This is a genomic window from [Clostridium] citroniae WAL-17108 (genome assembly GCF_000233455.1).
In the GTDB taxonomy this organism is placed as follows: domain Bacteria; phylum Bacillota; class Clostridia; order Lachnospirales; family Lachnospiraceae; genus Enterocloster; species Enterocloster citroniae.
In genome coordinates this window covers 248330-262621 of the sequence record NZ_JH376428.1, presented here as the reverse complement: position 1 = coordinate 262621, position 14292 = coordinate 248330, and the positions used below count along the sequence as shown (strand labels likewise).

The following is a 14292-nucleotide window of genomic DNA, read 5'->3' as shown; positions in this document are numbered from 1 at the left end:
TATGAATGAAAGGGAAATGCTCCATTACAGGATGAGGGAACTGGCATCAGAGGATATCTGCCTTGCGTTTTCCGGGGGAGTGGATTCAAGCCTGCTCCTTAAACTGGCGGCTGACGCGGCTGCCGAAACAGGGAAACGGGTGTACGCAGTGACATTTGACAGCAGGCTCCACCCATCCTGTGACCTGGAGATCGCCAGGCGGGTGGCCGGTGAGCTGGGGGGAATCCACCAGGTCATAAAGGTGGATGAACTGGAGCAGGAGGAAATACGCTTCAACCCCGTAAACCGCTGTTATCTGTGCAAGCGCCATCTATTTATGACGCTGAAGGATCTGGCACAGGAAAAGGGGGTCCGCTGGATCCTGGACGGCACCAACGAGGATGACATGCACGTGTACCGTCCGGGAATCCATGCACTGAGGGAACTGGGGATCATAAGCCCTCTGGCGGAGCTGCATATTACAAAGGAGATGGTTAAAGAGATGGCCGCCGAGTACAATATCTCTGTGGCATCAAGGCCCTCCACCCCCTGCATGGCTACCAGGCTGCCGTATAATACAAAAATTGACTATGGGGTGCTGGAGCGGATCGCCCATGGGGAGGAGTACCTTAAGAGCGTTTTAGGGGGCAATGTACGGCTGCGCCTTCATGGCCAGATCGCCAGGCTGGAGGTGGACCAGAGCGCATTTCCCAGCCTGCTGGAGATGAGGGAGGAAGTGGTCCGCAGGCTGAAAATGCTGGGATTTACCTATGTGACCCTGGATATGGAGGGATTCCGTTCAGGAAGTATGGATGTTGGGATTGAAGAAAACAGATAACAGGTCCAATCAAGTGTGGCCCGGTTCCTATGATAATGAGAGGATGCAAAAGGCCATTGACAAAACGATCAATATCACTGCATGGGATCATGATAAGCTGGTGGGCTGTATCCGTATATTAAGTGACGGCTATCTGTTCGGCACCATATCGGAAGTACTTGTCCTGAAAGAATACCGAAAACAGGGGATAGGCAGAGAACTGATGGACCGTGCAGCGGACATTTCCCCAACATCCCTGTTTTTTGGCGCTCAGCCGGAAGCGGAAGGCTTTTATGAACGTCTCAATATAGAGAAGTCATTGCAGTCATTTATGATCAACAAGTCAAAAGGATAGACATATCGTATTGACCACTTATGTATAAGGAAATCAATGCAAATGCCGGTATTATCCGATGTTGGATAATGCCGGCTTTCCTATTATCAAAATTTGAACATTTCCCCCTTATATTAATGAAATAAAAACTTTACTCCGATATAAAACCGTGCTAGAATAAAAATCGTGAGTATGTAAAATTTACGTAAAGATAAAGTAAAAGAATGAGAGAGTAGGTAAAAAAGAATTATGGATATGTCGTTTTCCTTTTTCCTGCAACAGTTAGTGACGAATCCGGCCTTGCTGATCACAGTCCTTCTGACCTTGGGGGTTATCTGTGTAAATGGTATCACGGATGCACCCAATGCCATTGCGACCTGTGTGTCCACCAGGTCCCTGGATGTAAATGTCGCCATTGTCATGGCTGCTGTCTGTAACTGCGCCGGAATTGTTGTCATGACCATGATCAATGCCACGGTTGCGTCCACCATCACCAACATGGTTAATTTTGGTGATGATACTTCCATTGCCTTGATTGCGCTGTGTGCGGCTCTGTTTTCCATTGTGGTGTGGTCATCCTTCGCAGTATCCATCGGCTGTCCCACCAGTGAGAGCCATGCATTGATCGCAGGCCTTACAGGAGCGGCTGTGGCGATCCGCGGCGGGTTCTCCGCCATCAATGCTTCTGAGTGGATGAAGGTGGTCTATGGTCTGGTCTTTTCCGTGGTATTGGGATTTTCAAGCGGATATCTTTCCTGTAAGCTGGTCTCCTGGACCTGCCGGAATATGGACAGGCGCAGGACCACAGGGTTTTTCCGGTACGCACAGATCGCCGGTGCGGCGGCCATGGCCTTTATGCACGGCGCACAGGACGGACAGAAGTTTATGGGTGTCATGCTTCTTGGAATCTGTATGGTGAACGGAAGCAGCAGCACGGCAGGGGTAGAGTTCCCGCTGTGGATGCTTCTTCTGGGGTCTGCGGCCATGGCTCTTGGAACGTCCATTGGCGGAAAAAAGATCATCAAGTCAGTGGGAATGGATATGGTCCGCCTGGAGAAATACCAGGGCTTTTCGGCGGATATGGCAGGAGCGGCCTGTCTGCTGGGCTTTTCGATGTTTGGAATCCCGGTGAGCACCACCCACACAAAAACCACTGCGATCATGGGAGTGGGTGCGGTGAAGCGTCTTTCAGCCATTAATTTCAGTGTTGTCAAGGATATGGTAATGACCTGGATCATGACGTTTCCGGGCTGCGGTATCATAGGATTCTTCATAGCAAAGCTGTTTATGATGCTGTTCCACGGTTAGGATAAGGAGAAGATGAGATGTCTAAGAAAAGCGATAGCTACTATTTTCAGAATTTTATAGAATGTGTCCAGTGCGGCTGCGAGGCGGCAAAGATGCTGGAGGATAACCTGATGAACTTCGACACAGGCCTTTTGCAGGACAAGCTGGATGAGCTGCATAAGATCGAGCATGACGCGGACAAGAAAAAACATGAGATGATGGGGGTTCTGGTAAAGGCGTTCATTACTCCTATTGAGCGTGAGGATATCATCCTTTTGAGCCAGAGCATTGACGAGGTGACGGACAAGATCGAGGACGTTCTGATCCGTATCTACATCAACAATGTACATACTATTAAGCCGGAAGCAGTGGAATTTACAAAGGTCATTATCCGCTGCTGCAATGCCCTGAAGGAAGTGATGGAAGAATTTGCGGACTTTAAGAAATCCAAAACACTCCATGGGCTGATCATTGAGATCAATGCACTGGAGGAGGAAGGGGACCGCATGTTCATTGATTCCATGCGGAAACTCCACACAGAGGTGAAGGATCCCATTGAGATCATTGCGTGGAGAGAGATCTATGTGTATTTGGAAAAATGCTGCGATGCCTGCGAGCACGTGGCTGATATTGTAGAGAGTGTGATCATGAAAAATACCTGATGCAAGCAGGTATTTCCCATAAGGCATTGTTCCTGAATAAAAGCAGGGACAGTGCCTTTTTTCACATTGTCAACACAAATATTACAAAAGCCTGACACATTTTCACGTTAATCTAAAGGGGACGAAACAGTAAAGGAGGAAGGAAAATGGCACAGATCGTATTCAAACGGCATGAGAAAAAGTATCTGCTGACAGGCGAACAATACCAGCGTCTGATGCTGGTCCTAAACGGTGTTATGGACATGGATGTGTATGGCCGCCATACCATCCGCAATATTTATCTGGATACGCCGGATTATGAGCTGATACGCACCTCCATAGAAAAGCCCGTGTACAAGGAAAAGGTAAGGCTGCGCTGTTACGGCGGATCAATAGATGACAGCTCCACTGTATTTGTGGAAATCAAAAAAAAGTTTGAGTCCGTGGTGTATAAGCGGAGAGTGGAGATGAGCCTGGAGACAGCCAGGAAATATCTCTATTATGGGATTGAACCAAAGGAAGAGGGACAGATCCTTAAGGAAGTGGATTATACGGTCAAGCGGTATGGGTTAAGGCCCATGGCTTATATCTCCTATGAGAGGACGGCTTATACCTGTCAGATGGACCGGGAGCTGCGGGTGACCTTTGATCAAAATATCCTGGGACGGCTGGGAGAACTGGATCTGCGGGTGGAACCATATGGAAAATGCCTTTTGCCCCAGGACATGGTCCTGATGGAGATCAAGATAACGGATGCCATGCCGGTGTGGTTTAGCAGGATACTGGCGGATTTTGGGATCTTTCCGGTTTCCTACTCCAAGTATGGAACATTTTATGGAAAATACATCCATCCCATGCTGATGGCGGCCATTGAGGAGGAAAATGGGGGATACAGCGGCCGGACCCAATATGAACAAGGAGGGCTTATCTGTGCTTGAGAGTATTTTAAATGAAACAACATCTAATATTACAATGGTACATATGGCAGTGTGTACAACTGTTTCCCTGGCCCTGGGATTGATACTGGCAGCCGTTCACATGTACAGGAACCAGAGCAGCCGGAGCTTCCTTATGACCCTGGCCGTGCTTCCCGTCATTGTGCAGATGGTGATCATGATCGTAAATGGAAACCTGGGGACCGGCGTGGCTGTGATGGGTGCATTCAGCCTGGTGCGGTTCCGCTCCCTGCCGGGCAATGCCAGGGAGATCAGCAGTGTGTTCCTGGCCATGGCAGTGGGATTGGCCACAGGAATGGGGTTCATAGGGATCGGCGTGTTTATGGTAGCCGTGGTGGGAGTTGTCACCATCCTGCTTTTGATGGTTCCCGATATGAGTGGGCAGCTTCTTCGCAAAGAACTGAAGGTGACCATACCGGAAAATCTGGATTACACCGGAATCTTTGACGACATTTTCCAGAAATATGCCAAAAAGGCAGATATGATCCGGGTGAGAACCGTGAACATGGGAAGCTTGTATGAGCTGTGTTATCATGTGGAGCTTAAATCTCAGGAAGTGGAAAAGGCTTTGCTGGATGAGATCCGGTGCCGCAATGGGAACCTGACCGTGGTATGCGGCAGGCTGGATTCGGGAAATGAGAACCTGTAGCCGGAGGTTTCAGTAAGGCATCGGATGTCCTGAACAGTTACGAAAAGACGGAAAAAGGAAAGAAGGGTGGTTTGAAATGATAAAGATCAAAAGGCAGAACGGCAGAAGAAAGGTGAGATGGGCGGCGGCGCTGGCGGCACTCATACTGGCCCTGCAGCTGGCCGGATGCAGCAAAGGAACAGGGGAGGGCGCCGGGGGCGGTAAAACCCAGGAAACCTCCGGGCAAGGTTCCGGCTGGGATTCCGGACAGGATGGTTCCAAACAGCCTGAAAGCGGCACTGGCCAGGCGGAAGGGGATCTGAATGGGACGGATGGAGCGGATGCTGCTGGCACACACGGAAAATCAGCTGAATATGACGACAGTGATCTGGATGCGGGCTGGGATGAGGCATCCTCCACTGTCATAGACTGCAGTGGATCAGAGGTGACGATCCAGGGGGACAATGGGGTGGCGGAAAACGGAACCATCCGCATAACGGCTGCCGGAACCTATGTGCTGCGGGGGAATTTTGACGGGCAGCTTCTGGTGGATGCGGGCAAGGACGATCTGGTCAGGCTTGTGATGGACGGATTCCACATTTCTAATGCAAACACATCCCCCGTGTATGGAAAACAGAGCAAAAAAATCATCCTGATCCTGGCGGAGGGAACTGATAATTCAGTGACGGACGGTGCGGAATATATATTTGGATCCACAGATGAGGATGAGCCTGACGCCGCCGTGTTCAGCAAGGACGACCTGACCATCAACGGAACGGGAAGCCTTACAGTCAACGGAAACTACAGCAATGGGGTGCGGAGCAAGGACGATCTTAAGGTCATATCCGGCACCCTCAACATAACGGCTGTAAAAGACGGGCTGAAGGGCAAAGACTCCGTGACAATCAGGGACGGCAGGATTCAGATCAAGACCGGGGAGGACGGCATTAAATCCAACAATGATAAGGATCCTGAAAAGGGATACGTGATCATAGAAGGGGGAGACATTGTCATTCAGGCCGGGGATGACGCGGTCCACGGGGAGACATGGCTGACAGTTTCAGGCGGCACCATCGATATACAGGAGAGCTACGAAGGCCTGGAGGGGCTGAAGGTGGATATAACCGGCGGAAACATCAGGATCAAGTCCACGGATGACGGGATCAATGCCGCGGGAGGAAGCGGCGGGTCCGGCCAGGACAGTGAGAGGGAAAAAATGCAGAATAACCCAGAAGCATATGTGCGGATCACAGGAGGGACCATTGTGGTGGATGCCATGGCGGACGGGATCGATTCCAATGGAAACTTGTACGTGGAAGGCGGGGAAACCTATATTAACGGCCCTGTAAGCAACGGGGACGGGGCGTTGGATTATAACGGGACGGCAGTCATAAACGGCGGTATATTCGTAGCGGCGGGAAGTTCCGGCATGATGCAGGGATTTTCAGAAGAATCTGCCCAGAATTCCATCCTAGTGTTTTACAGTGAAAACCAGGCAGCCGGTTCCCAGGTGGTCCTGTCCGATGAGGACGGCAGGGAGCTTCTCACATTTGAGCCAAAGAAGGATTTTGGATGTATTCTCTTAAGCCTGCCGGGTCTGGAACAGGGAAAGACCTATCAGCTGTCCACGGCAGGGGAGGAACAGGACATTACCCTGGACCAGGTCATGACCCGGTTGGGAGAGCAGATGAACGGCAGAGGAATGGGCAAAGGCCCTGGCGGAGGTAATGGGGGTGACTTTGGAGGCAGGATGCCGGAGGACGGCCGAGGGCCGGAAGGCAAAGATGCAGCCGGAGATGGCCAAATGTCCGAGGGCAAAGGCGGGATGCCCGGCGGCGGCAGAATGCCCCGCGGCGATGGCAAAACAGGGGAGGAGGGCACCGATATGCCTGACTCAGCAAGGGAACGTACGGTCAGTGAATGACCAGGTAAGCCATAAGGTTCCAGAATTTCCAATTACATACCATATTTGACAAATAATCCTGTTAGAAGCAGTTTAAAGCAGCGATCAACGGTTCCTTGGCACAGCAGGAGCAGAACTGCCCGGAACACGGTATTTGGGCGGCTGGAAGGGTCTGCGCCGGAGTGCTTATCCCTGAGGGCGTTCACAGGGAAATGGTAAACCTGCGGCACCGGCACGCTCATTGGCCTGTACACCCAGAGGAAAGTGACAGTTGCATAAAAATAAATAATGAATTATAATGTAACAAGTGCAGGATGTATTGAATCTGCTTGTTAGGAAGCGGATGACGTGGTAAATGAAAGGAGATTTGGCATGAAGAAACGTTGGGCAATGACACTGGCAGCTCTGGCGCTGAGTGTGGTTATGACAGTACCCGCATATGCCGGTACATGGAAATATGTAAATGATCAGTGGAAGTACCAGAGAGGCGCGAACAAGTACGCTTACAACGAATGGATCAAGGACAATGATAATTGGTATTACATAGGTAATGACGGCTTTATGAAGACCGGCTGGCAGCAGATCAAGGGTTATTGGTACTATCTGGACCAGAGCGGTGTGATGCAGAATGGCTGGTTCAAGGATAATGACAAGTGGTATTTCCTGCTTCCAAATGGAGCCATGGCAACAAGCACTGTGATTGACGGACGCCAGCTGGGTACTGACGGTGTCTGGATCCCTGGCGAGGGCCAGGCGGAGCCGTCCAACAATATAGACTTATCCAATGGATACCTGGTGCAGAACATGCAGGAAGGCTTTTCCACAAAGGGATATAATATTATCACTTCAGGCAAGACCGCAGATGGGGACCGCTGGGAAAATGCGATCCGTCTCAAGGGAAAAGGCAGCTATGTAAAGTATAATACCAATGGCGAGTATAAGCTGCTCTCAGGCGCCATTTCACCGTCCTCCCAGTTCAGCAGCGGCCTTCTTGGCAAGGTGACTGTGTACGGGGACAATGATGTGGTGCTTTATACATCCCCTGACATCCACTATAATGAGAAGATCATGTACTTTGGTGCGGATGTGTCCGGGCAGAACCAGGTTCGGGTGGAAGTTTCCCTGGTAACAGACAATGAGTGGGATGATCCCATTATACTGATGGATAAACTGTCCTTATATAAGTAATGAATCCTTTGGCGGATTGCGAAGACGCGCAGATGCATCATGATATGTGAAGCATGGCGTGCCTCCGGCATAAGTCCGCAGGGGTGCATATGGATCGTGCCTACAGGGCGCTGCAGGATCAGCTTGCAGCGCCCTTTTGGTGGAAATGTTGCAGGAGAAGCGGTTGACAGGAAAAGTCAGGAGAGGATATTGTGTCAGGGATTGCAGTGTTTGTGCCGGACCAGGAGATGTACGGACAGGTAGAAGAGATCTTAAAGGAAAAAGAGTATCATGTAAAGGTCCTCAAGGTCATTGAGACAGAGGAAGCCGTGTATGAGGCCAGGAAGGCCATATCGGAGCAGGGGATCAATATCATTGTGGCCAGGGGAAAGCAGCTGGCCAATATACGCTGGTACACAAATGTGGCTGTCTCGGAGATACAGATGACCGGACAGGAGATGGGAGTCCTGGTCAACCGGGCCAAGGCGGCGGTGGGTAAGGAGAATCCAAAGATAGCTGTCTTTTACTGGGAAAATATGCTGTGTGACACCACGTATTTTGATGAGCTGTACGGCGTCCGCCTGCTTCGTTACCAGTTTAAGGAGGATGAGGAATGGCGCAGCGTATTTGCGCGGGCCTGTGAGGATCATCCCGACATCATAATAGGCGGAAAATCCACCAGGGAGGCTGCCGACAGACAGGGGATCCCGTCCCTGGCGTTTTTCTCCACAGGAGAATCCATCCGAACGGCCATGGACAATGCCGAATCACTGTACAGGATGGCTCAGGCGGAACAGCGCAATTATGCCCAGTTCTCCACCATTCTGGACAGCTCCTTTAACGGGATCATGAAGGTGACAAACAACGGGACCGTGCTTGTGATGAACCGGGTGATGGAACAGATCACCGGGGTTGCTGAAAAGAATGCGGTGGGAATGCCGGTGGGCAAGCTGTTTGGGGAACTGGACGGGGAGATCCTTTCCAAGGTGATAAGCGGCGGCATGGAGAATTATACCACCTTTATCAACCAGGGATCCTCCACCCTTGTGATGGTAATCGAGCCTATTATGGTGGAAGGCAGGCCCGAGGGGGCCATCCTCTCCTGCAACCGGTTAAAGCGCCTTGAAATAGAGGAGGAGAACCGCCTTCACGAGCAGTATCTGAGAGGGTATGTGGCCCATGGCACATTTGAGGACATTGAGCAGGAGCTGCCGGGACTTAAGGATACGATCCGGCTGGCAAAGCTCTATGCCCAGTCCTCCAGCCCGGTCCTGATCGAGGGGTATGCGGGCCCGGAGCAGGATGCCATCTGCCAGGGAATACATAATTACAGCCTGAGAAAGAACAATCCGTTCATTGCCATTAATCTGGCCGGGATGAGCGAGGACCAGCAGATGAAGACCCTGTTCGGTTCAGCCGACCCCAAGGGCAAGGACGTGGAAAAGGGGGCTGTGTGGCAGGCGGACAAGGGAACCCTTGTGATACAGAGTATTGATAAGATGACCCTGCCGGTCCAGTATCATTTCTCCAAAATGCTGAGAAGCAGAAGGATCCTTTTTAACTCCATTGAGAATATGAAGATAGTGGATATACGGATCATCGCGTGTACATCCAAGGATATTGATACCTGCCGCCGCCTGAACCGTATGAGAAGCGACCTTTATTATTCCCTCAACGCCCTGAAGATAAAGATTCCGGGACTGTGCCAGCGCCCTGACGACATGGCCTATCTCCTGGATTCCTATATGAAAAAGTATATGGACCAGTACTACCGCTATCACGCCATTACAGCCGGGGCCAGAAAGATGCTACTGGCCTACGGGTGGCCGGGGAATACCATACAGATGAGATCATTTTGCGAGAGGATGATCCTGACAGTGGGAAGAAGGACAATCACGGAAGAATATGTGAAGGGACTGCTGGAGGAGTTGTATGAGCATACCCAGGAGCCGGATTATTACATTCAGCATGGGCTGACGCCGCCCGGCAGCCAGGACGCAGCGGGGCAGATGCAGACAGGACAGGGAATGCCTAACGGAAGCTGTCCGGATCCGGCGCCCACTAACAGCGGCAGGGACAGGATCAGGGAAACGATCATAGAAACCCTTCAGCTGTGCAATGGGAACAGAACCCTTACAGCCAAAAAGATGGGCATCAGCACCACCACATTGTGGAGAAAAATGAAGCTTTACGGCATTGAAATTTAAGCGTGTATACATTCGTTTTGAATGGGTTATGAAAAGGTTTGAAAAAGAAATGTAATACAATGCAATAGTCGGAACGGCGCATGTGTGATTTGTATAATCACCATGCGTTTTCTCGTTTATAATGTCCATTGTTATTATGACGGAAAAATATATAATGTACACGTAAGATAACAGATAAACGGGAGGCAATGAGGATGTTTACATTTTCGTTTGAGGATAAAATAAAATTTACAAAAGCCGTATACTATCATTTTCATAAAATACCCCTGCCCAAGCCCTTTAAGGACGGAACCGGAGGAATGGGAAAGTTTGCGCCGGAACAGGGCTGCATTGAACTGTATGACCAGGAAGGCGCATGCGCCCACCTGGCAGTGGGACCCGGGTTTATTGCGGACATCCTTCCCATGGTCTTGAATGGGGAGGAGCACAGCTACAATGAGTGGAGGAACAGCCTTTACTGGAAGATACGAAACGCCGGATTTCAAAGTGAGAAGGCGGTGGAAGTGGGGCAGCTGGACCTGATGATGCTGGACATGCTGGCCCAGAGGGAGGGAAAACCTCTTCACAGATTTATGGGGGCCAATAAGGATTGGGCCCAGGCTTATAAGGGAGGCGGTTCCCTTCTCCTGGAGGATCATGAGCTGGTAGAGGATATGGTCCGGTATGTGGAGGAAGGATATACCACGGTTAAGTTTAAGGTGGGAAGCCAGGACGGCATGGATATGGAGCGGGACCTGCGCAGGATCGAGATGGTCCGAAAGGCTGTGGGAGACCGGATCGGGGTGGCGGTTGACTGCAACCAGAGATGGGATGTGGACAGCGCGTTCCGGTTTGCGAAGCTGTGTGAGCCATATAACCTGGCATGGCTGGAGGAGCCCATCCACTCCCATGACATGAACGGGATCCGCCGCTTAAAGGACATGGGGGTGGCCATTCCCATTGCCTTTGGGGAGTCCATGAGAATCTATTATGAATATGAAACCTATATTGAAAAGGGCGTGGACCATGTTCAGCCGTCATTGGGCAGGATGACAAGAATGGATGACATTATAAGAATCCGTGATCTGGCCCGTGAAAAGGGAGTTAAATTCACATCCGGTGGAAGAATATACCTGAACGCCATCTTTGGCTGCCTTTACAGCGAGGATGAATGGATCGAATACCATGAGCCGATCAGCCGTCCTGTGGGCGCTTACACCCTGTTCCAGCCCGAGGAAAAGAACGGGCGCTTCTACTGCCAGCCGGAGCTTCCGGGCAATCCCCAGCGAATGGACATCGATAAGCTGGAAAAGGACGGGCTTATGGAGAGCAGGGAAATATACTATCCAAAAAATTGGTAACCGTAAGGAGGCAATGGAATGAAATTTAAGACATTCAAAAAAAGGAATGCGGGGCTGCTGCTGATCCTGCCATGGTGGATCGGGTTTGTGATCTTTAAGCTGTACCCCTTTGCATCGTCACTGATCTACAGCTTTCATGATTACAATCTTTTCAGGACAGCCTCCTTTGCAGGTCTGAACAACTATAAAAAGATATTGGGCGACCCTTTGATCATGAAGGCCTTTGTGCAGACCTTTAAGTATGCGTTTCTTACAGTTCCGCTGGAATTGATATTTGCCCTGTTTATCGCTTATATCCTGAATTTTAAGATCAAGGGTGTGAACTTTTTCAGGACAGCCTACTATATCCCTTCCATTCTGGGCGGGTCGGTTTCCATTGCGGTATTGTGGAGATTCCTGTTTAAGACAGAGGGACTTGTGAACATGATCGGATCCAGGTTCGGCATCCAGCCCTTTAACTGGCTGGGGGATCCCACCGGGGCTTTCTGGGTGATCGTGCTTTTGAGGATATGGCAGTTTGGCTCGCCCATGGTGATCTTCCTTGCAGCCTTAAAGGGCGTGTCCCAGGACCTGTATGAGGCGGCTTCCATTGACGGGGCGGGAAAATGGAAGCAGTTCTTCAGCATAACCATACCCCTTATCACACCTGTTATTTTTTATAACTTTGTCACCCAGCTGTGCAATAAGTTCCAGGAATTTAACGGCCCCTTTATTGTGACCCAGGGAGGACCGCTCCGCTCCACCACTCTGGTATCCCTTCTGGTGTATAACAATGCCTTTAAGAGTTATGAGATGGGAATGGCAAGCGCCATTGCCTGGCTGTTGTTCCTGATCATCATGACCCTGACGGCTGTATCATTCCTGAGCCAGAGATACTGGGTATATTATTCAGATGAGGATGGGAGGTAAATGCAATGACTCGTGAAACACGCTATAAAGTCAATATGGTCTGCAGGTATGTCATCCTTTTGGTGGTGGGAGTTTTTATGGTATATCCCCTGATCTGGATGATCGGAGCCTCCTTTATGACCAATGAACAGATATTTTCAAGTGTAAGCTTTATACCAAAGGCACCCACTCTGAATGGGTATAAAAAAGGCTTTGCAGGATACCAGGGGATGACGCTTCTCCATTTCATGGCAAACACCTACAAATTTGTGATACCCAAAGTGCTTTTTACCGTGGCTTCAGCCACGCTGACCGCCTATGGGTTTGCACGGTTTAACTTTATGGGCAAACGCTTTTCCTTTGCAGTATTGCTGTCCACCCTTTTCCTGCCTCAGGTGGTGCTGAATGTGCCCCAGTATATACTCTTTGACCAGGTGGGATGGCTGGATTCCTACCTGCCCATAGTGATTCCCTCCCTGCTGGCAGGGGATACCTACTTTGTATACATGCTGATCCAATTCCTTCGGGGGATACCAAGGGAACTGGAGGAAGCGGCTGAGATTGATGGATGCGGGATCATGCAGAGGCTGTGGTATGTGATCGTACCCATGCTGAAGCCCTCCATTGTCTCCTGTGCACTGTTCCAGTTTATGTGGGCGTCCAATGATTTTATGGGCCCTCTGATCTATGTCAATACAGTGGCCAAATACCCGGTGTCCATTTTCCTCCGCATGTCCATGGACGCGGACGTGGGATTTGAGTGGAACAGGGTGCTGGCAATGTCGCTGATTGCCATCATTCCGTCATTGGTTGTATTCTTTGCAGCCCAGGATTCCTTTGTGGAAGGAATTGCGGCAGGAGGTGTGAAAGGATGAGAAACCGGCGGATCATTGACAGCCATGCCCATGTGGTCCAGTACATTGCCGGCACAGGTGCGGGCGGCGAGCTGCGCAGTATTGGAAACGGAATGGCCGTATATGCCAATGGACAGACCGTAAGGATGATACCCCAGGAGTTTGGAGGGGACTGCGTGACACCGGAGCAGCTGCTGCAGGTGATGGATGGGAACGGGGTGGAAAAGGCAGTGCTGCTTCAGGGGAATTTCTACGGTTATCAGAATTATTACACCCACCTGGCAGTCAAAAAATACCCGGACCGGTTTGCCGGTGCCGGCGCGTACGACCCATTTTCCAGGGACAGGGATGGAATCCGCAGATACCTGTTTGAAGAGCTGGGCTTTATGATAGAAAAGTTCGAGGTGAGCACCGGTTCCGGTCTAATGGCCATCCACCCAGAATTTAAGCTGGACGGGACTGTGATGGATGAAGCCTGTTCCTACGCCTGTGACCATGGTCATGTGTTTGTAATTGACATTGGAAAATGCGGAAGTGACAGCTGGCAGGTTCCGGAGCTTAAAAACCTGGTTAAAAGATATCCGGAAATGAAATTTGTGGCCTGCCATCTGCTGGCCCCATCGGATAAGGACAGAGACAGGCTGCGCCGGGCCTTAGAGCTGCTGCGGCTCCCCAACCTCTGGTTTGACCTGTCAAGCCTGGTCCATAACTGCAGGCCGGATGAATACCCGTATCCCAAAGCCATTGATTTTATCCAAATGGCCAAGGAGATCGTGGGAGCAGGGAAACTGATGTTCGGCACGGATATGCCCTCGGCCCTGAAAGAAGATGTATATGGACATTATGTCAGCTATATAGATGAATCTCCTGTGCTTACGGACATGGAAAAAGAACTGGTTTTTTATGAAAATGCTTATGAAGTTTACTTTAATCATAAATAATGTAGGGTAGTGTCAAGTAATCTATGAAAAAACGGAGTCTAAAAAATAGGCTCAACCGAACCTTGAAAATTGCAGATATTAATGGTTTTAAGATCTTGGGGCCTTGCCCCAACCCCCACAAGGGACTCGTCCCTTGACCCGATTTCGGGCTTTGCCCGAACCCATCCTCGCCGGAAGGCAGGAAAAGGGTGCAGTTGCCCCTTTTCTGCTGGACAGGATAATCCGTGGGCTTATGTCAATAGACTTTCGCGGCATATCCTCACAGGCGGCCGTGCCGCCTGCTTCGGTATTCCACGGTTCTATTGACAACAGCCCCGCTCCATCTCTGACATGCCGTTTTTCTGCATATT

At 50.5% G+C, this 14292-nt stretch carries 13 protein-coding genes; all 13 read left to right on the top strand.

What is annotated here, in order from left to right; genetic code table 11:
* Position 1 precedes the first annotated feature (1 nt).
* The 13 genes from larE to HMPREF9469_RS24390 all read left to right on the top strand — a co-directional run bounded on the left by larE (position 2) and on the right by HMPREF9469_RS24390 (position 13942).
* Complete coding sequence (larE, locus tag HMPREF9469_RS24455; protein WP_007868376.1) at positions 2 to 817, top strand: ATP-dependent sacrificial sulfur transferase LarE; 816 nt, start codon at positions 2 to 4, stop codon at positions 815 to 817.
* Entirely contained in the window at positions 792 to 1151 is a 360-nt protein-coding gene (locus HMPREF9469_RS24450; RefSeq protein ID WP_007868372.1) for a GNAT family N-acetyltransferase, read from the top strand. Before larE ends, HMPREF9469_RS24450 begins: the two co-directional genes overlap by 26 nt.
* A gap of 228 nt (positions 1152 to 1379) precedes the next feature.
* Positions 1380 to 2438: an inorganic phosphate transporter gene (locus HMPREF9469_RS24445; protein WP_007868369.1), complete on the top strand. Its 1059-nt coding sequence runs from the start codon at positions 1380 to 1382 to the stop codon at positions 2436 to 2438.
* Between the two features lie 17 nt (positions 2439 to 2455).
* On the top strand, positions 2456 to 3079 hold the full coding sequence (locus HMPREF9469_RS24440) for a DUF47 domain-containing protein (RefSeq protein WP_007868367.1): 624 nt from the start codon (positions 2456 to 2458) through the stop codon (positions 3077 to 3079).
* 146 nt (positions 3080 to 3225) lie between these two features.
* Entirely contained in the window at positions 3226 to 3996 is a 771-nt protein-coding gene (locus HMPREF9469_RS24435; protein ID WP_007868365.1) for a polyphosphate polymerase domain-containing protein, read from the top strand.
* A complete protein-coding gene (locus tag HMPREF9469_RS24430) occupies positions 3989 to 4663 on the top strand; it encodes a DUF4956 domain-containing protein (RefSeq protein ID WP_040417260.1) in 675 nt (224 codons plus the stop codon). Before HMPREF9469_RS24435 ends, HMPREF9469_RS24430 begins: the two co-directional genes overlap by 8 nt.
* 76 nt (positions 4664 to 4739) lie before the next feature.
* A complete protein-coding gene (locus HMPREF9469_RS24425) occupies positions 4740 to 6566 on the top strand; it encodes a carbohydrate-binding domain-containing protein (protein ID WP_007868359.1) in 1827 nt (608 codons plus the stop codon).
* A gap of 351 nt (positions 6567 to 6917) precedes the next feature.
* Complete coding sequence (locus HMPREF9469_RS24415) at positions 6918 to 7733, top strand: hypothetical protein (protein ID WP_007868356.1); 816 nt, start codon at positions 6918 to 6920, stop codon at positions 7731 to 7733.
* A gap of 191 nt (positions 7734 to 7924) precedes the next feature.
* The gene (locus HMPREF9469_RS24410) at positions 7925 to 9919 is read left to right on the top strand and encodes a sigma-54-dependent Fis family transcriptional regulator (protein ID WP_007868353.1); all 1995 of its coding nucleotides are present in this window, start codon (positions 7925 to 7927) and stop codon (positions 9917 to 9919) included.
* A gap of 194 nt (positions 9920 to 10113) precedes the next feature.
* The gene (locus HMPREF9469_RS24405) at positions 10114 to 11259 is read left to right on the top strand and encodes an enolase C-terminal domain-like protein (RefSeq protein WP_007868352.1); all 1146 of its coding nucleotides are present in this window, start codon (positions 10114 to 10116) and stop codon (positions 11257 to 11259) included.
* An 18-nt stretch (positions 11260 to 11277) separates the two neighbouring features.
* Positions 11278 to 12168, top strand: coding sequence for a carbohydrate ABC transporter permease (locus tag HMPREF9469_RS24400; RefSeq protein WP_007868350.1), 891 nt, complete (start codon positions 11278 to 11280; stop codon positions 12166 to 12168).
* Positions 12169 to 12173: 5 nt separating this feature from the next.
* Entirely contained in the window at positions 12174 to 13022 is an 849-nt protein-coding gene (locus tag HMPREF9469_RS24395; protein WP_007868347.1) for a carbohydrate ABC transporter permease, read from the top strand.
* Positions 13019 to 13942 (top strand): amidohydrolase family protein, encoded by a 924-nt coding sequence (locus HMPREF9469_RS24390; RefSeq protein WP_007868345.1) that lies wholly within the window; start codon positions 13019 to 13021, stop codon positions 13940 to 13942. The genes HMPREF9469_RS24395 and HMPREF9469_RS24390 overlap by 4 nt, the downstream gene beginning before the upstream one ends.
* Positions 13943 to 14292: the final 350 nt, after the last annotated feature.